This is a genomic window from Romboutsia sp. 1001285H_161024_C4, from assembly GCF_015550185.1.
Taxonomy (GTDB): Bacteria; Bacillota; Clostridia; order Peptostreptococcales; family Peptostreptococcaceae; genus Romboutsia_C; species Romboutsia_C hominis.
This window is the reverse complement of record NZ_JADNAJ010000001.1, coordinates 581170-599789: the sequence shown is the minus strand read 5'-3', so window position 1 is coordinate 599789 and position 18620 is coordinate 581170. Positions and strand designations below refer to the sequence as shown.

Genomic DNA, 18620 nt, shown 5'->3' with positions numbered 1-18620 from the left:
TACATCTTATTATAATACAAATTTATATATAAATAAAGTTTTTAATCATTTAGTATATAAAAAATAGATAGACTTATTTTTATATAAGTCTATCTATTTTTAACTAAGTATATATTATTCATTTATAGGCTTTTTTAAAGCTGCTAATGCTATCATACCTACTACTGAACCTATTGCTATTGCAGCTAAGTATCCTAAAGGGTTACCAACAACTGGAACAACAAATATTCCTCCATGTGGTGCTCTTAGTGTTGCGTTAAACATCATACTAAGTGCTCCTGCTGTTGCTGAACCTAATACACAAGCTGGTATAACTTTAAGTGGGTCTGCTGCTGCAAATGGTATTGCCCCTTCTGTTATAAATGATAATCCCATTACATAGTTAACCTTACCTGATTCTCTTTCTTCTTTTGTAAATCTATTTTTAAAGAAAGTTGTAGCAAGTGCTATTGCTAAAGGAGGTACCATACCACCTGCCATAACTGCTGCCATTATTTCAAATTGGCCTGATTGTAGTGATGCAACTCCAAATACATAAGCTGCCTTGTTTATTGGTCCACCCATGTCTATTGCCATCATACCCCCAAGTATTAATCCAAGTATTAATTTAGAACTAGTTCCAAGTCCATTTAAAAAGTTAGTTATACCTAAATTAAGTGCTGCTACTGGAGGTATTATTAAAAATGTCATTATAATACCCATTAAAAGTGTCCCAAATAAAGGATATAAAAGTACTGGCTTTATTCCATCTAATGAATCTGGTAACACACTAAATACTTTCTTAAGCCCTACTACTAAGTATCCTGCTATAAAACCAGCAAGTAATGCTCCTAAGAAACCTGAACCACCAGTATTTGCTAGTGCTCCTCCTACAAATCCTACTACTAAAGCGGGTCTATCAGCTATACTATATGCAATATATCCTGCTAATACCGGTAACATAAATCCAAAGGCAATATCCCCTATTGATTTAAAGAATGCTGCTAGCGGTGTATTTGAGCCAAAAGTCTCTGGATTTATTGAGTAATTATCAAGTAAAAATGCTAATGCTATTAGTATACCTCCACTTACTACAAATGGTAGCATGTTTGATACACCATTCATTAAATGCTTATATACTTTTCTAAATGCACTTTCGTCACTACTTTCATCTTTTGTTTCTACATTTCCTTCGTGATTATATATAGGTGCATCTCCATTTTCTGCTTTAGTTATTAACTCTTCAGCTTTGTGTATTCCATCAGCAACTTTAGTTATTATAACTTTCTTTCCGTTAAATCTAGCCATATCAACTTTTTTATCTGCTGCTACTATTATAGCTGTTGCATTTTCTATTTCTTCTTTAGTTAATACATTTTTAGCTCCAGATGAACCATTAGTTTCTACCTTTATGCTAACTCCCATTTTCTCAGCTTGTTTATTTAAGCTTTCTGCTGCCATAAAAGTATGTGCTATACCTGTCGGGCAAGCTGTAACTGCTAATACTTTTGGGTATTTTGAAGTTTTTTCTTTAAATACTTCTATTTTTTCTTCTTTTTCTTCTGGGAATTTCTCTTTTTCCTTTTTATCTATTAAACTTAAAAACTCATCTTCGCTTTTAGCATTTATAAGTTTTTCTCTAAATTCTTCATCCATAAGTATTGTAGATAATCTTGATAACACCTCTAAGTGAGTGTTATTAGCTCCTTCTGGTGCTGCTATCATAAAGAATAAGTGTGATAGGCTCCCATCAAAAGATTCATAGTCTACACCATCTTTGCAAATAGCTGCAGCTAAACATGCATTTTTAACTGAACTAGTTTTAGCATGAGGTATTGCTATTCCTTCACCTATTCCTGTTGTACTTTGATTTTCACGAGCTATTATTGCTTTTTTATATTCTTCTTTATTATTTAAATTGCCACTATTATCTACTAAATCTACTAGCTTATCTATAGCATCACTTTTATCAGTTGCTTTTAAGTTAAGGCTTATAGACTTTTTATTTATTAAATCTACTATCTTCATAGCTTATCTCCTCTCTACATTTATTTCATCTATTAAACTATATATGTGTTCTTTATCTGCTAAATCATTAGAAAATGCTGTTGCACCTCCACTAGCTGCCCCTAGTTTTAAAGCTTCTTTGTAGTCTTTTGAATTTAGATATCCAGCTATAAATCCAGCTACCATAGAATCTCCTGCACCTACTGAATTTTTAACTTTCCCTTTTGCTACGTTACTTATAAAGGTTTCTCCATTTTCTGTTATAAGTAATGCTCCATCTTTCCCTCTTGATATTAATACATTTTTAGCTCCCATATCTTTTAACTTTCTAGCATAAGTTATTATTTCATCAACAGTTTCTAGTTTAACATTAAATAATTCTTCTAATTCATGGTTGTTTGGCTTTATTAAAAATGGTTTGTGCTTTAATACATTAATTAATAAATTTTTAGTTGCATCTACTACTATTTTTATATTTTTATTTTCTAGCCTTTTCATTATATTTTCATAAAAAGAAGAATCTAAAGTATTGGGTATACTTCCTGCTAATACTAATACATCGTTTTCCCTAAGGGTGTCTAATTTTTCATATAATTTATTTAAATCTTCTTCACTTATATTTGGTCCTTGACCATTTATTTCTGTTTCTTCACTGCTTTTAACCTTAACATTTATTCTTGTAAATCCATTTTTTATATTTATAAAATCTTCATTTAATCCTTTATCTTTTAATACATCTTTTATATAATTACCTGTAAACCCACTAACAAATCCTAGTGCTCTACTTTCATATCCTAGTTCTTTTAATATTAAAGATACATTTATACCTTTACCACCTGGATATACATACTCTTCTTTAGTTCTATTTACCTCTCCATTTTTTAGATTATCTAGCTTTATTACATAATCTATAGATGGATTAAGTGTAACTGTATAAATCATTTTATCACCTCATTGTGTTATCTTATATACTTATAATAAGCTAGAATACCTTTTCCTAAAAGACAAAAAATTTCTCTTAGTTAAAAGAGAAATTTATCTATTAAATATAAAGGTGTATTTTCACCTTTATTATATTAAATTTTTTTAGATTATAAATTAAATAGATTTATTTAAACATAGCTATAAATTTATCATAATTTTTAGATTCACATATACTTATAACTTTAGCTATAGAATCTATTCTTTTATATATGCTTGAAAGTAAATCTTCATAGTTTAATATACTATCTTTTTGTATACAAAGCATTACTATAAGCCTTACATCCCCTACTTCCCACTTTATGCTTTTTTTAAGTATTCCTATTGCTATAGTATTTTTATATACCTTTCCTTTAGCACCATGAGGAATAGCTACTATATTTCCAATTTCTGTTGTAGCTATCTTTTCTCTATCAATATAAGATAGTTTCATTTCTTCATCTATATAATTCTTTTTAAGTAATTTATCAGACATATAATCTATTACGTCATATTTATTATCAAAATCTAAGTCTGTAAAGAATAAATCCTTATCAAATATTTCAGATAAATTTATATTATAATAAATTTTACCTGTATCTATAAACTTTTCTATTATCATTATTTCCTTTTCATCTAAAAATGGTGATACATTTATAACAGGAATATTTTTAATATCTATAGGTACCGTAGATATTATAAAATCTACATCAAGTACTCCTATAAAATCTATTAAGTAAGAAGGAATTACTTTTAGTATTTCAATTCTTTTATCAAATTTAGCTTCAATCTTTGCCTTTATAAGCATAGATGTTCCAATGCCTGATGCACATACTATTATAGCTTTTAATACTTTTTTGTTTTCTTTATGAGAAGTTCTTTGTAATGCTCCTCCTATATGAATTGCAATATTTGCAATCTCATTTTCATCTATTTTAATATCTAAATCTTTTTCTAATGTATTTTTTGCAATAGTTGCTAGTTCAAATGCAAATGGATACTTAGCCTTTATATCGCTTGCTATTATACTTTGAGTATTTATGTTTAGTTCTTTATTAGTACAAAAACTAAGTATATGCTTATATAAATACTTTTTAAATATATTATCATTACTTAAATCTATAGATGTAGCTAATTTTAAATTTTTAATAAACTCATCTATAGAGCTTAGTACTTTTTCTTCATATTCTTTATTGTAATTACTGTTTATTTTTTCTTGGTAGTTATTAATATATATTTTTATAAATTCTTTATAATTATTATTATCTTCTAATGATAGTGATAGTAGTATATAATTGAATATATTATTAAATTCATAATCAGTAAATATTATATGTTTTTTATGTATATTGTATAATATTTCACTTCTTATTGAAGATATATTTGAAGCTACAATGTCACTAAAAAAGTCTTCAATATTTATGTTTTTGTACTTTAAGCTACTTTCTATTATACACTTTATTATATTTTTAGTATCTCCTGAAATACTAATACCTAGCTTATGTTTTGATATAGTTTTTAAATTATAATTTTCAAGTATAACTTTAACTTCTTTTAAGTCATTTTTTATGGTAGATAGACTAACATACATTTCATCTGCTAAACTTTCTATTTTCAATGTTTTATCTTTATAAAGTAGTAGTATCTTTTTTAATATATATCCTACTCTATCTATATTAACGTTAGTTTGTTCATCATCTTTATCAATAATAGAATCTACATTTCCAACTAATATATATCCTTTTCCTCTTATAGAATCTATTTTTACATTTTCTAAAGTAGAGTTTATCTCTTTTATTTCTCCTTGAACTGTTTTTGTAGAACAATCTAGTTCATATGCTAAAGCCTTACTAGTTATAGGTTGTGTACTTTTGTTTAATATATTAATTATCTTAACTTGTCTACTGTTTAAAATATATGTCAATATCATCAATCCTTATTATAATTTTTTATCTATTATTTTATTCTACTATAAGTGTAATTATAGTTTCAAATAAAAATTTATTTTCATTTACTAAGTATTTATCATTTATTTTTAAAGTAAAGTAACCTATACATAAGCATCTTTAAAGCTTATATACAGATTACTAATTAATATACATCAGACATTTCTAAATCTACTATTTTATTTATATCTTTTATACTTGAACCTTCATTTTGCATTTCATTTACTTTCAAATGTCTAGGAAGGCATATCTTAAAAGTAGAACCTTTATTTATTTCACTTTCTATTTGTATTTTTCCATCATGAATATCTATTATTTCCTTTACTATACAAAGTCCTATTCCACTACCTTCATTGTGTCTAGTATATAAGTTGTCCACTTGATAAAATCTATGAAATATATAATCAACCTTTTCTTTTGATATACCTACTCCATTATCTTTTACTTCAATAACTACATTTTCTTTTTCTTTATAAATATACACACTTATAACTCCATTTTCAGGTGTAAACTTTATAGCATTTGATAACAAATTTAATATAACTCTTTGAATTTGAAATATATCTATAGCTACTTTTACCTCTTCACATTCTGTGTCAAATACCATATCAATATTTTTTCTTCTTGCAAAATCTATACTAGACTCAAATATATCTTCTACAACACATACTATATTGCAATTTTCTAAGTTTAATTTTAACATTCCAGATTCAGCTTTAGTCATATCTATTATATTATTTGATATTTTAAGCAGTCTATAGGCATTTTTATCTACATTTTCTAGCTTACTTAATATATAATCTTTATCTAGATTTCCTTTTTCAAGACTTTTTTCTAATACTTTAGTTGTTCCTAATATTATATTTATAGGTGTTCTTAATTCATGGCTTAGATTAACTATAAAATCTGATTTTAATTTCTCTCTTTCTTTTGCTCTTTTTTGTATTTCTATTCTTTTTAATTTATCATTTCTAAATCTAATAAAAATTATGATTATACCTATAATAATTATTATTGATATGATTTGTAAAAATATTAAAACTCCTTTCATCCATGTAGGAATTAGTAATTCAAAAGGATCTTTATTTAAAACAACTACATCCTTTATTACAGAAAAAGGATTAATATTATACTCATATATACTGTTATAATCTACGTATGATTTTACTTTAGGTTCTGGAACGCTTTTAATATTTTCTATTTTTTCTCCATTTTTTAATTTAATTATCATCTCTCCAATTATACTACCTTGTTCTTGACCTATATCTATACTACCTCCTAATATACCAGCATTCATATAGGTTTGATCGTTAGAGTATATTGGTGCACTGCTATAATTTTTTATTGTATTTATAACTTCTATAGGAGTTTTATACTTTCCTAAATTTTTACACTGAAATTCTCCTCCAATTATATTAATAGTACTTTCTGAATTTTTAATCTCACTTAATTCTTTTGTTATATCTTCTAAATAATTACTTTTTATATGTCTTATTTTTACTTGATCTTTTAAGTATCTATCTACTATCCTTGATACTTCCTTATAAATAGAATATCCATATCCTGATTCTTCCGTTATTATATTTATATATCTTACTTTAGGAGTTAAGTCTTGCATTAAATACATTAAATCTAATGTATCATCACGGTGATATACACCTGTCATGTTTTCTTTTTCTTTGTTGGTTTCTTCTAAATTATTATCTACACCACTAAACAAAAGAGGTAATTTATAAAAATTGCTATTTATATTTTTTACTTCCTTTTTAAAAACTTCATAAGATTCATCATTTACTGCGTATATAAGATCTATACTTCCCTTTGGGTACTTTTTACTTAACATATCTTTTAATGATTTTATATATTCTTTATCGTGATTAACTCTAAAATCTAAATATTCAACTTTAAAGTTTATATTTGGCTCATTATTATTTGATATATAATTTTTAAGCCCCATTGCTATATTTGATTCCCAGTAATGTCCTTGATGATAAGAGTTTAGTACTAAAACGTTAAATGACGCATCTTTTGTACTTTTTGCATGTATTTTAGATATAAACATCTGTGTCATTAATATAACAGTTAATATGTATATTATTTTCTTAAATTTTGTCATTTATTAAATCTCCCTGTCCCAAAATATACTCAAGATTTAATAATTCTACATTATTTGTTTTTTTCCTTTATTATTTTTATTTAAAATAAATAAACCTAAGGAAATAATCCTTAGGTTATATATTAATATTTATATTTATTCCATAGATAATTTAAGTATTTCTTTTACTTCTTCATGAGTAGCAGTTATTGGATTAGTTAAACCACAAGCATCTTTTAATGCATTAGCTGCTAAAGTGTCAAAGTCTTTTTCTTTCACTCCAAGTTCTTTAAGTCCTGTTGGTATATTTACAGCTTTTGATAATTTTTCTATAGCATTTATACAAGCATTAGCTCCTTCTTCATCATTCATATTAGATACCTCTATACCCATAAACTTAGCAACATCTTTTAATCTATTTGCACATACTTTAGCATTAAACTTCTCAACTCTTGGAAGTAATACTGCATTACATACTCCATGAGGTAAATCATAAAATCCACCTAATTGATGAGCTATAACATGAACATACCCTAATGATGCATTGTTAAATGCAACTCCTGCTAAATACTCAGCATATGCCATATTTTCACGAGCGATTAAATTTTGTCCATCATTAACTGCACATATTGGAGTCATATTTTTATCCACTAAAGCCATTTTAACATGTCTTTCTTCATCTGTTATTATAGAGAATATTGTTAACTCACTACCTGTTCCTGCTGTTGTGTTTACACATATTAGTGAGAATTGAGGTAGTTTTGATTTATTAACACCTTCGTAATCTTTTATTTCTCCTCCATTAGTTGCAAGTATAGCTATTATAGATCATAAAAAGATAGTTGGGCCTATACTATCTAGTAATATTAATAATTTAAGGTTATGCTGTAATAACTTATTTAAGTCTTTGAATTTAAAAGAAGTAGGATATGAATTTATTGCTCAAGGTTCATTATTTAATAGGAATTATATTAAATAATGAACTATATATTCTTAATAGCAATATTTTCTATAGATATACTTTTATTATTAAAGCTTTTATTGTTACATTTGGTAATTATATCGACTGAATAACTTTCGCTATCTTCAAAAACTAAGACGTGTTGTTGATTTAATTGTATAGTTAAAGGTTCTGTTTGGGTAATATAAATATCAAATATATTATTAATAAGCTTTATATCGTTATTAGTTAATGGTCCTCTTACTATAACTTCACTTATACCAATGATATCATTGTCTCTGCTATTTGGAATCATATATTCATTCATAAACTTTCGAGATTTTTCATCATTCATTTGTTGAAATCCAATTTGCAATGGAACTCCTTCAAAAAAATTAATATAACTATTTTGCCAAGGCATAGTTCTTGTAATCATGTTGAAAAACCATTTAAATTTTAAATGCTCAGGTTTTGTAATTTCAATACTTTTTTTATTTAATAAGTTATAAACTTCATCTATATTAACTACATCTAACATAATACAAATTAATCCTCTATGCCCATTGTTGTATAAATCTACCCATTCAGTTTTCCAACCACCTCCATTAGATCTTAAAATATTTATCATCTCAAAATATTCATTTCCAATCCATAAGTTAGAGGCTTTGTTAATAATAATGATATAATTTTTTTCAAGATATTATCCTCCTTATCTCACTATCTTAATTACATATTTTATTTTCTAATTACATTGTAATCATAATACGTATCAAAAAGTTTGAATTTTAGAAATATATTTTAAAATTAGTATAAAATAGGAGCATCTGCTACTATTTTTTATTTAATTATTAATAGATTTAACAAACTCTTCTAAAAATTTAAAATCTATGTTTTTACCAATAATGTTGTATCTAGATACAGTGCTATAACTTAAACTTTTAGCTTTGCCCAGTATTATTTCTAGTAATATACTTTCTTAAAATATGACTATTTTCACTTTTTATTAATTTGTAATTGTGATTACTTTTGAAGTAGAAAATAAGGAGGAACGATTCGTTCCTCCTTGTAGTTTTAGAATTTATAAAGTTTGATTATTTTAATTTTATTCTATTATAATCAAACATTAAGAAACTAAATTTTTTGTTTAATATTGTTCATTACAAATCCACTTTTAGGCAACGTAGGTATCCTTTCTAGGCTATAACTTAAATCCTGATCAGGTACTTCAAACTCAATACTATTAATAAGGAAATCAATACTAGCTTTCATGATTTCAATTGTAATTTTTTCTCCTGGACAGCGATGACCTTTTGCAGGATCTCCGCCACCTTGAGGAATAAAATCAAATAAGCTCTCATTACGCTCTTTAAAACGCTCTGGTATAAATTCAAAAGGCTTCTCCCATATTCGTGAATCATGATTTGTACCATAAATATCAAGAATAACAAGCATGTCTTTTTTAAATTCGTATTTATTCCAAGCAAAATCCTTTTTTACTCTTGCCCCTAAAAATGGCCCAAATGGGTAATAGCGTCTAACTTCTTGCACAAACATTTCAAAATCTTTACTGTTGCCAGACAAAAGTTTTTCTTTACACTCTGGGTGCTCATATAAAGCCAAAGCCGAAAATGTAATAAATGTTGAGATAGCAACAATTGGACGTAGTATGTTGATAAGTTCCACCGCAGCAATTTGGGTATCCAGTTGACTACCATCTAACTCTCTATGAAAAGCCATAGCATAAAGTGCTGAGCTTTCTTCAACCTTAAGCTTACCAGAACGAACATCTTCTATGACTTTTTCTATCCACTCTTCGGCTCTAGATCTAGCTATTTTACCTTTCCAATATCGTGGCCCTACTGCTCCAAGGGCATCAACCATTGCACTAAAATCCTCTGCTCTCTCTTTTACCTCAGATTCTAAGAGAGGAACCCCAGCCCAATTACATGCTACCCAGCATAAAATATACTTTGCCTCATCAAAAAGTACAATCTCCTTATTATCTTTCCATTTACTAATTGATGATTGCAATTTATCCATTAGAAGTTTTGAAAGTTGATTTTGATGATGTGAGTTAGCCAATGACATAAAAAGATTTTTACGATGCCTATGTGATTCTCCATCCATAGACTGTACACCACCTATACCAAACAATGTTTTTTGTACTCGTTTTGGAGCAGCACCATTTCGCTTAAATAACTCTGAATCATAAAAAATCCTTGCTGCTTCCTCTCCAACTATACAGATTGCTTTTTCTCCTAGCAAATGTGTCTCAAATATATCCGACTGATATTTATCTACCCTATTTTTTATAAATAGATATGCCTCCTGGGACATAGCTATAGTATGGTCAATACCTTTATCTTGTGGAACTTGTTCTTTAATTGGCATTATCTTATATACTCCTTTATATTACATGTTTTAAAAATCGCTTTGCTCTTTTATTTTTTCCATACCAATTATAAGCTATTCTACTTGTTTATAAAGATATAATAAATGATGGTGTTCTATATAGCTTATTTATCTAATATTTCTTTAAAGTAAAAAATAAGAGGAACTATTCGTTCCTCTTACTAAAATTATAATTTATATAGCTTATTTTAATTTTATATTACCTAAGCTCATCTATAACAGAACCAATTATCTTAATTCCTTTTTCAATATCCTCAAAATCAAGCCTTGAAAAACCAAGTCTTAATGTATCATGCCCACTATCATCTGTATAAAATACATCTCCACACATAAATATAACGCCTTTTTCATAACATCTAGTTAATAACTCTCTACTATTTATATTGTCTAATTTCAAAAATATATGAAGTCCACCTTCGCCCATAATGTAATCTGTATGTATATATTTTTTTACACATTCTAGTGCAAATTCATATTTTTCTTTATAGAATTTTTTAATTTTTTTCATATACTTTTCAAAGGATCCATTATTTAAATAATCATATAAAATAGCTTGATCTAAAAAAGATACATGAATATTTTTACATCTTTTAACACTTTCTAATTTACTTATAATACTTTTATCAGCTAATATCCAACCTATTCTCATACCAGGGAAAAGTACCTTTGAAAAGCTTCCTATATATAATACTCCATTAGATGAACCATCAAGGGCTGCAATTGGACATATGTGAGAACCTGTATGAAGTAGTTCTTCATTAAACCCATCTTCAATTATAGGAACATTGTACTTTTTCATAAGATTATAAAGTTCATATCTTTCTTTGTGTCTCATAACTATACCTGTTGGATTGTGATAAGATGGAACTACAAATGAAAGCTTAACATCATTATTTTTAAGCTCTTTTTCTAAAATCTCTAAATCCATTCCATTGTCAGTCATATCAATTCCTACTATATTTAAATCATAAACCTTAAAAAGCTTTATAGCAGTATTGTGAGTAGGATTTTCACATATAATAGTGTCCCCACTTTTAGTAAATGAAGATAGTATTATATCAAGACCTTCTGTAAATCCATTAGTTATTAATATGTCTTTGTTAGAAGTATCAACGCCCTTATCCTCCATATATGAAAGTAAATAGTTAATAAGTGGTTGATATCCTTTTGCATAGCCATAGTTAAGTAGCTTATGACCTTCAAGACTTATTCTATTTAAAAATGATTTTTTTATTTCATCAATGTCAAATAGTTCTCCTTGAGGAGATATGCTTTTAAAAGATATTAAATCCTTCTCCCAAGGTATTTCACTTTTTACTATATCAAGTTCTTCGCATAAATTTGCGTATTTATTATATTTTTCATCCCAATTTATATTCCAAGTATTTTCCTTATATACATTAGATATACTTACAAATGTTCCTTTTCCTTTTTGAGAGTGTATAACCCCTTCATCCTTTAATTCTTCAAAAGCAGATATTACTGAGTTTCTACTTACATTTAGTATTTCACTAAGCTCTCTAGTAGAAGGTAATTTGCTTCCTTTATTAAGCATTCCCTTTGATATCATATCTTTTATGTTATTTTTTATTTGTATATATATTGGTTCTTCATCATTAAAATCTATATTTGAAAATATCAAGTGTTATATCACCTCTATCTTAATAATTATTTAAAATCCTATTTAAAATGAAAGTTATAACTAATGTAACTAGTGAAAATATTAGTCCAATCATTAAAAAAGATATTGTGTATATATTAAATTTTATAATTAAATCTAATAAAAAAATACTTTTATTTTTAAATATTGTACTAACTATAGTTAGAATTATAGATATAATGTAACATATAACTAACCCATTTAAGCTTCCTTGTATGTCTTTTTTGCTTAATGTCATATGAGTTGAAATAAAGTAAACTAATATAAGCATTATTATATGACTAATACTAAAAATATCTTTAGTTAAAAACATACTATCTATTATTACTTTTGTTTGTATTAATAAAATATTTATTATACTATTTATATCTATATTTTTTAGGCTATTTAAATACTCTATAACATTTATATTGTTTATAAGTTCATTGTAAGTATTAGGAGTTAAAACCATCATTATTAACCATATTAAAGCTGTTCCAAATATCATAGGTGCTATTCCTATAAAAAAGTCTCCTACCCTTTGATACAAACTATTTGATTTATAAGAGTGCTTAACGTATCCAAATACTCCATCTAAAAGTGCTTTTTTAGGTCTAAATAATTTAAAATCCACTATTTTATGATTAAATATTTTTGCCATTATCATATGACTTAACTCATGTACTACCGTTCCTCTATATCCTGTAACTACTAGTCCTTTAAATCCAAATGTAGATACTATAAGTCTTTCATTTATAGTTTGAATTACATTAAATATAAGGCCAAAAACTATAAAAGTACCTAAAACTGCAAATAAATTTTCAAGACTAGTTATTAAAATTTCTATCATTTACTTTTCTCCTTATTTAGTTTTTGTTTAGATAACAAATATAGGAGGAACGATTCGTTCCTCCTTGTAGTTTTAGAATTTATAAAATTTTATTAATTACTTTTAAGCTAGTGAATATTCTATTATTTTATCTATTAACTCACTATACTCTATACCTCTTGCTTTTGCACTTTGAGGTATTAAGCTAGTAGCTGTCATTCCTGGTAATGTATTAAGTTCTAAAACGTAAGGTACTCCTTCACTTATTATAACATCAACTCTTACATAAACTCTACAATTAAAAGCATCCCAACATTTTTTAGAAACTTCATTTACTTTCTCTTGTAAATCTTTATCTAAGTATACTACTTCTTCTTTTGCACCTTTTCCATCTTGTGAGTATTTAGCTTCATAGTCAAAGAATTCATTTTCTGTTTTTATAGATATTGTAGGGAATACTTCTCCATTTAATATAAATGAAGTGTATTCTTCACCTTTTATATATTTTTCTATCATGGCTTCTTTGTCATACTTTAATACTTCTTTAACTGCATCATATATTTCACTTTTATCTTTTATTAAAAATGTTGCTACACTAGAACCTCCGCTATTTGGCTTTATAAATAAAGGATAACCTATTTCTTCTATTTTATCGTAATCTATTTTATCTAAGTCTTTTACAGTAGTCCAAGGAGCTGTTGGTATATTTCCTTCTTTTAATATTTTTTTACTCATGTTTTTATCCATACATAAACCACTAGTTAAAGGTCCACATCCTGAGTATGGTATATCCATTGCTTCAAGTATTGCTTGAACTGTTCCGTCTTCTCCAAATTCTCCATGTAGTGCAAGTAGTGCAAAGTCTAATCCTTTTGCTTTTTCAAATATATCTTGTTTTGAATCTAATATTACTTCTACTACTTCATATTTATTTTTATCTATGCTACCTAGTATTCCTCTTCCTGATTTTAGTGATATTTCTCTTTCTGAAGATACACCACCCATTATAACTCCAACTTTCATCATTTTATCCATCTCCTATATGTCAATTAGTTCTTTTCTTGTTTATATTAAGATTATATGATTAAATGAACTTTATTTAAAGTACCACATATATATAAGTTTTAAGTAGTAGTGGTACCACTGTTATTTTCATATAAAAAGCCATATATAAGTATGAATATATTTCTACTTATATATGGCTTTTGTTTAAATTAATATTATTTGCAAAGTTATATTAAGCATTATTTAGTTTATTTTTATTGCTAATGCAACATTTATTTTAGTATATACATATATATTTAACATTAAAATATCATATTGTAAATAAATGCTGAAACTATAGCTCCACATATAGGTGCTATAACTGGTATTGGAGCATATTGCCAGTCAGAATCTCCTTTATTTGGAACTGGTAGTATAAAATGTGCAAGTCTTGGCCCTAAATCTCTAGCTGGATTTATAGCATATCCTGTAGGTCCTCCTAAACTTAAACCTATGCCCCATACTACTATACCTACTGCAATCGGACTTATTCCTTCAGCTAATGGATATGCTCCTATACCTAATATTGAAAACATTAATATAAAAGTTCCTATAAATTCAGTTATAAAGTTTGACTTTAAGTTTCTAACTTCTGGAGCTGTACAAAATACACCTAATTTAATACTTTTATCTTCAGTTAATTTAAAATGGTCATAATAAGAAATTAATACTAATGAAGCTCCTATAAATGCTCCTATAAATTGTGCTATTAAATACATTGGAACATCTTCCCACGGAAACTTTCCAATAGATGCAAGAGCTAATGTTACTGCTGGATTAAAATGAGCTCCACTTATATTACCAAACATAAATACTGGTATGGTAACTGCAAATGCCCACCCAGCTGTTATAGATATTATTCCACCATTTACACCTTTTGTTTTTTTAAGTATTACATTAGCTACAACTCCGTCTCCTAGTAATACTAATATCATCGTTCCTACTAATTCTGCAAAAAATCTTAAATCCATAATATTTCTCCCATTAAATTCCCCCCTCATTTCTGAAGGGGGATAATACTAGCTAATAATGATACATAAGCCATATTTATTCTAGCTTATAAATTCTCACAAATATCAACTGCTTGTCTTATGTTATTAGCTATTAACTTTATGAAAAGCATCAACAGCAGCTTGTGCTATTAATCTATCTTCTTCTACTGATCCTCCACTTACACCTACAGCTCCTACAACTTGTCCATCTACTACAATTGGTAGACCTCCACCAAAAGGAACTATCCTAGCATTGTTTGTAAGTTGAAGTCCATATAAAGATTCTCCTGGTTGAACAACTTCACTTATCTCATGAGTTCCTTGTCTTAAACAAGCAGATGTAAATGCTTTGTTTATTGAGATTTCTATACTTGTTATAAAAGCATCTTCCATTCTATGCATTAACATAAGGTTTGCACCTTTATCAACTGCTGAAAATACTACAGGTACATTTATTTCTAAAGCTTTTTTTTCTGCTGCTTTAGCCATTTCTTTAACTATTTCTAAGCTTAATTCTTTATATTCATTTAATTTTTTCAAGTAATATCACCTCTTTATATTTTCTTAAGTTCAATTCCTTTAACTAATCTTGCTCCGTTAGCTCCTAAGTTTCTAAATGATCTTAATTCTTGATTAAAATCTATACAAAATAATGGTCTATCTTTTTTTAATTTATTAGTTGTTAAGATTATCTTTTCTTTATTTATACCAATTCCTACAGACAACCTAGATTTTAAAGATGCTTCATGGCTTAAAGTTTCACAGTTATTAAATTTCATTTGTTTTACTATATACGGAATTCCTTCTTCTTCTATCCCCCACAAAACTTCCTTAAATTCATCTATATCTGTATCAGCTGAGTGATATACATATATACTAGGTGTATCTAAATCATAACTCTTTATAATCATAGCTTGCTCCTTATTTAGATGCTAATATAAGTCCTGTTGCTACTGCATTTCTTGGACCTTCTATTCCTCTTATATTTCCTCTACCTGCTACAACCCCATAGTGAGATAGTGCATCAGTTATAAGTTGTGGTACTTCAAAGTCTAGGGATGAGCCTCCAACTAATACTACAAATTCAATATCTCTAATATTGCCTGTAGGAGACACTATACTAAGTGATCTTAGACAGTTAGTAACAAACACTTTTTCTTTAGCTAATCTTCTTATATTTTTTATTTTTTCAACTGAATTTTGACCATCTATAGGAATCAGTTCATTATCTTTTATAATTACAACTTTTGCAAAAACTGATGGGTCTAGTGGTTTTTCAAAAAATTCTACACTTCCATCTTCATGTCTTATATTAAATAGTGATTCTACCTTTGCTAAAGAATACTTCTTTATATCTTCAGCTGTTGAAAAATCTTCAAGACCAAGTTCTGATTTTATAAGCATAGTTACCATATTTCCTGCACCTGCTAAATGTATTGATTTAACTTCACCTTTATTATTCATTATAGAAGCATCTGTTGAACCTGCTCCCATATCAAGTATTGCAAGAGGTACGCTGGTACCTGGAGTTGTTAGTGCTCCTTTTATAGCAACGTCAGCTTCTACTCCACCAACTTCTACTTTTATCTTTAGCTTTTCTTCAAGTTCATCTGCTATCATTTGCATTTGGAGTTTATCTGCTTTAACCATAACTGCTATTCCTACAGCATTTTCCATTGAAAACTCTTTTGCAAGTCCACCTTTTACGTTTTGTGGAGTAAATGTATCTACCGCTAATAAATCTTGAATCTTTATATCTGATATGTTTTGATTAGTAAGCTCACTCATTACTTGCCTTACTCTTTCAATCATTCCACCTGCATTAGTTCCAGCTTCACCTTTTATATCACAAACTGGTAAACTTAAATTAACTCCATCCATTATCTTCTTAGCACCTTGGTCAACATCAACTATTTCTTTTCTTCTTTCCCCTTCGATAATTATCTTACCAGCAGGAATTTTTTTCTCCTTAACATCCCCTTTAGGAGTCTTTATAACTACTGCAGATCTATTTCCTATAAGGGCTCTAGATATAGGAACAATCATCTTAGTTTCTTCAGAAGTTAAATTAAACACAGTCGCTATTCCATAAGGATTTGACAACTTATCTATAACCTTTCCTTGCATAGCAACTTCAACTGCACATAGCATTCCTATAGGTACTTTTTCAAGTAGAGTTACTTCATCTACTATTGGTATTTTTTTATCTAACCTATTATTTATTAATACTGCATCATCTCTTTGAACAATGGCACCAGTTATATTTATTCCTCTTTCAACTGCAAAATTTATTCTATATGATGCTTCTAAAAAATTTATATCTTCTAACACAAGAGGAATATAACTTTCTTTTAAATCTATATCTTCTAAATTCTCTAAATCTCTTATATCTATGGTTTTACCTATACCTAAACCTTCTCCACCAGGTGTAGCTGGGTTATGCCCTATCATAGTTGATTCAGTTATTATAGTTTCAGTTATAGTTTCCATAGCTACATCTCCTATAACTGGAGCTGCTTCATTTATTTTTACTAAATCTAAATCTTCCATTTTTAGCTTTGCATTATTAAGAGCAATATTTAAAGATGAAATTACACCATTTATATTCTCTTTTGTTCCTTTTATTCCACTAGTTGGGACAATACTACTAGAAATAAAATCTACTTTATCATCATAAACTTTTGCAAGTGCTACTTCAGTAGTAGCATTTCCAATGTCTACACCTGCTATTATTTTCATTTTGCTTACATCCTTTTATTTATTATTCTATTCTTAGTTTTTTTCTAACTTCATAAACCTCTGCCGCTTCTCTTATAAAGTCTGCATTTACTTTAGCGTCATAAATGTTTTCAAGTTCATCAGCTATTTCAAGTAATTCTTCTTTTGTAGATCTAAAAGGTCTTAATGCATTATATATTTCTAATATTCTTTCATCAGGAACACTTATAAGTTCACCTGCTCTTCTAAAATTTCTTGCTATTGCATTTCTATTCATTCCTTCAGCTATTTGAGCTTGCATTTCTAAAGTTTCTTTAGATATTCTTATATCTTCAGGCTTTATATCTTGTGACATAACACTTTCTAATGTTATATCTTCTAGTTTTTTACCTGTTGGAGTCTTTATAAGATTTGGTATCTTAGTTGCTAAAGGATAATCCTTAGGTGTTATTCTATTTTTTTGCATGAAATTTCTCCTTTCTATAATTAGAATTTAACTTTTATCTCATTTGGTTTTTTATTTTCTATAATATGTTTCGTTTCTTTTATATGAAGTAATGCAGCTATTGCCATAAACTTAGGTCTAGCCATTTGATCATTTTTAGTTGGTACTGGATTTGGCGATTCTCCCTTTGCGTATTTTGCTGCATTTTTTCCTATTGCTCTAAAAGTATCTAAATCTAAAAGAGGTGCTTGTGGAAAAAGTTCTACATTGTTTAGTGGAAGTAAATCCTTTTGATGTATAACTGTTGTTCCTTTTGATTGAATACCTATACCAATTCCTGAACCACTTAATTTAGCAGCATCATTTGCCATAAATGAGACATCAGAGGTTCTTAGTATTCTAACAACACGAGCATGTAATCCCTCTTCTTCTATACCTGCTATAAGTTCTCTTAATACTTCATCATGTTTTATATTAACTATAGTTTTAGTTTGATATTTTAAAAATGCAGGTCCTATCCCTATAACTACTTCATCTGATCTTGTTCCAACACTAGCTTCTCCCATTTCTTCTATTTGAAGAGTTGGCATTATAAACTTATCCATCTATATCAA

Annotated in this window: 16 protein-coding genes; all 16 read right to left on the bottom strand. The window is 27.7% G+C overall.

All coding sequences use genetic code 11. The annotated features are described in order from the left end of the window. Positions 1-114: 114 nt before the first annotated feature. The 16 genes from I1959_RS03085 to I1959_RS03010 all read right to left on the bottom strand — a co-directional run bounded on the left by I1959_RS03085 (position 115) and on the right by I1959_RS03010 (position 18611). Positions 115-2007 (bottom strand): PTS fructose transporter subunit IIABC, encoded by a 1893-nt coding sequence (locus I1959_RS03085; RefSeq protein ID WP_195237071.1) that lies wholly within the window; start codon positions 2005-2007, stop codon positions 115-117. A gap of 3 nt (positions 2008-2010) precedes the next feature. Next, positions 2011-2928 carry a 1-phosphofructokinase gene (gene pfkB, locus I1959_RS03080; protein WP_166505236.1) on the bottom strand — a complete coding sequence of 306 codons (918 nt, stop codon included), beginning with the start codon at positions 2926-2928 and terminating at the stop codon, positions 2011-2013. A 166-nt stretch (positions 2929-3094) separates the two neighbouring features. Continuing rightward, positions 3095-4876: a BglG family transcription antiterminator gene (locus I1959_RS03075; RefSeq protein ID WP_243239970.1), complete on the bottom strand. Its 1782-nt coding sequence runs from the start codon at positions 4874-4876 to the stop codon at positions 3095-3097. Positions 4877-5037: 161 nt separating this feature from the next. Then, on the bottom strand, positions 5038-7008 hold the full coding sequence (locus tag I1959_RS03070; RefSeq protein ID WP_195237070.1) for a sensor histidine kinase: 1971 nt from the start codon (positions 7006-7008) through the stop codon (positions 5038-5040). Positions 7009-7143: 135 nt separating this feature from the next. Then, a complete protein-coding gene (locus I1959_RS03065) occupies positions 7144-7803 on the bottom strand; it encodes an iron-containing alcohol dehydrogenase (RefSeq protein WP_330615159.1) in 660 nt (219 codons plus the stop codon). Positions 7804-7970: 167 nt separating this feature from the next. Then, complete coding sequence (locus I1959_RS03060; protein ID WP_195237069.1) at positions 7971-8555, bottom strand: hypothetical protein; 585 nt, start codon at positions 8553-8555, stop codon at positions 7971-7973. A gap of 503 nt (positions 8556-9058) precedes the next feature. Beyond that, complete coding sequence (locus tag I1959_RS03055; RefSeq protein WP_195237068.1) at positions 9059-10318, bottom strand: cytochrome P450; 1260 nt, start codon at positions 10316-10318, stop codon at positions 9059-9061. 220 nt (positions 10319-10538) lie between these two features. Next, on the bottom strand, positions 10539-11981 hold the full coding sequence (gene pdxR, locus I1959_RS03050; RefSeq protein WP_195237067.1) for a MocR-like pyridoxine biosynthesis transcription factor PdxR: 1443 nt from the start codon (positions 11979-11981) through the stop codon (positions 10539-10541). 19 nt (positions 11982-12000) lie between these two features. Further along, positions 12001-12828, bottom strand: a complete 828-nt coding sequence (locus I1959_RS03045) for a hypothetical protein (protein WP_195237066.1) — start codon at positions 12826-12828, stop codon at positions 12001-12003. Positions 12829-12930: 102 nt separating this feature from the next. Continuing rightward, positions 12931-13830 carry a D-alanine--D-alanine ligase gene (locus I1959_RS03040; protein ID WP_166506240.1) on the bottom strand — a complete coding sequence of 300 codons (900 nt, stop codon included), beginning with the start codon at positions 13828-13830 and terminating at the stop codon, positions 12931-12933. A gap of 284 nt (positions 13831-14114) precedes the next feature. Next, on the bottom strand, positions 14115-14822 hold the full coding sequence (locus I1959_RS03035; RefSeq protein WP_195237065.1) for an MIP/aquaporin family protein: 708 nt from the start codon (positions 14820-14822) through the stop codon (positions 14115-14117). Between the two features lie 126 nt (positions 14823-14948). Next, the gene (locus I1959_RS03030) at positions 14949-15383 is read right to left on the bottom strand and encodes a GlcG/HbpS family heme-binding protein (RefSeq protein ID WP_092926338.1); all 435 of its coding nucleotides are present in this window, start codon (positions 15381-15383) and stop codon (positions 14949-14951) included. A 14-nt stretch (positions 15384-15397) separates the two neighbouring features. Then, positions 15398-15754, bottom strand: coding sequence for a glycerol dehydratase reactivase beta/small subunit family protein (locus I1959_RS03025; protein WP_207733512.1), 357 nt, complete (start codon positions 15752-15754; stop codon positions 15398-15400). A gap of 10 nt (positions 15755-15764) precedes the next feature. After that, entirely contained in the window at positions 15765-17582 is a 1818-nt protein-coding gene (locus I1959_RS03020) for a diol dehydratase reactivase subunit alpha (RefSeq protein WP_092926340.1), read from the bottom strand. Positions 17583-17604: 22 nt separating this feature from the next. After that, positions 17605-18027, bottom strand: coding sequence for a diol dehydratase small subunit (locus I1959_RS03015; protein ID WP_195237064.1), 423 nt, complete (start codon positions 18025-18027; stop codon positions 17605-17607). A 20-nt stretch (positions 18028-18047) separates the two neighbouring features. Continuing rightward, entirely contained in the window at positions 18048-18611 is a 564-nt protein-coding gene (locus tag I1959_RS03010) for a propanediol/glycerol family dehydratase medium subunit (RefSeq protein WP_092926344.1), read from the bottom strand. Between the last annotated feature and the right edge of the window lie 9 nt (positions 18612-18620).

Excerpts from the sequence above, each read along its gene's own strand:
- I1959_RS03085 (WP_195237071.1), bottom strand. The coding sequence starts at position 2,007 with ATGAAGATAGTAGATTTAATAAATAAAAAGTCTATAAGCCTTAACTTA.
- pfkB (WP_166505236.1), bottom strand. The coding sequence starts at position 2,928 with ATGATTTATACAGTTACACTTAATCCATCTATAGATTATGTAATAAAG.
- I1959_RS03075 (WP_243239970.1), bottom strand. The coding sequence starts at position 4,876 with ATGATATTGACATATATTTTAAACAGTAGACAAGTTAAGATAATTAAT.
- I1959_RS03070 (WP_195237070.1), bottom strand. The coding sequence starts at position 7,008 with ATGACAAAATTTAAGAAAATAATATACATATTAACTGTTATATTAATG.
- I1959_RS03060 (WP_195237069.1), bottom strand. The coding sequence starts at position 8,555 with ATGATAAATATTTTAAGATCTAATGGAGGTGGTTGGAAAACTGAATGG.
- I1959_RS03055 (WP_195237068.1), bottom strand. The coding sequence starts at position 10,318 with ATGCCAATTAAAGAACAAGTTCCACAAGATAAAGGTATTGACCATACT.
- I1959_RS03045 (WP_195237066.1), bottom strand. The coding sequence starts at position 12,828 with ATGATAGAAATTTTAATAACTAGTCTTGAAAATTTATTTGCAGTTTTA.
- I1959_RS03040 (WP_166506240.1), bottom strand. The coding sequence starts at position 13,830 with ATGAAAGTTGGAGTTATAATGGGTGGTGTATCTTCAGAAAGAGAAATA.
- I1959_RS03035 (WP_195237065.1), bottom strand. The coding sequence starts at position 14,822 with ATGGATTTAAGATTTTTTGCAGAATTAGTAGGAACGATGATATTAGTA.
- I1959_RS03025 (WP_207733512.1), bottom strand. The coding sequence starts at position 15,754 with ATGATTATAAAGAGTTATGATTTAGATACACCTAGTATATATGTATAT.
- I1959_RS03020 (WP_092926340.1), bottom strand. The coding sequence starts at position 17,582 with ATGAAAATAATAGCAGGTGTAGACATTGGAAATGCTACTACTGAAGTA.
- I1959_RS03015 (WP_195237064.1), bottom strand. The coding sequence starts at position 18,027 with ATGCAAAAAAATAGAATAACACCTAAGGATTATCCTTTAGCAACTAAG.
- I1959_RS03010 (WP_092926344.1), bottom strand. The coding sequence starts at position 18,611 with ATGGATAAGTTTATAATGCCAACTCTTCAAATAGAAGAAATGGGAGAA.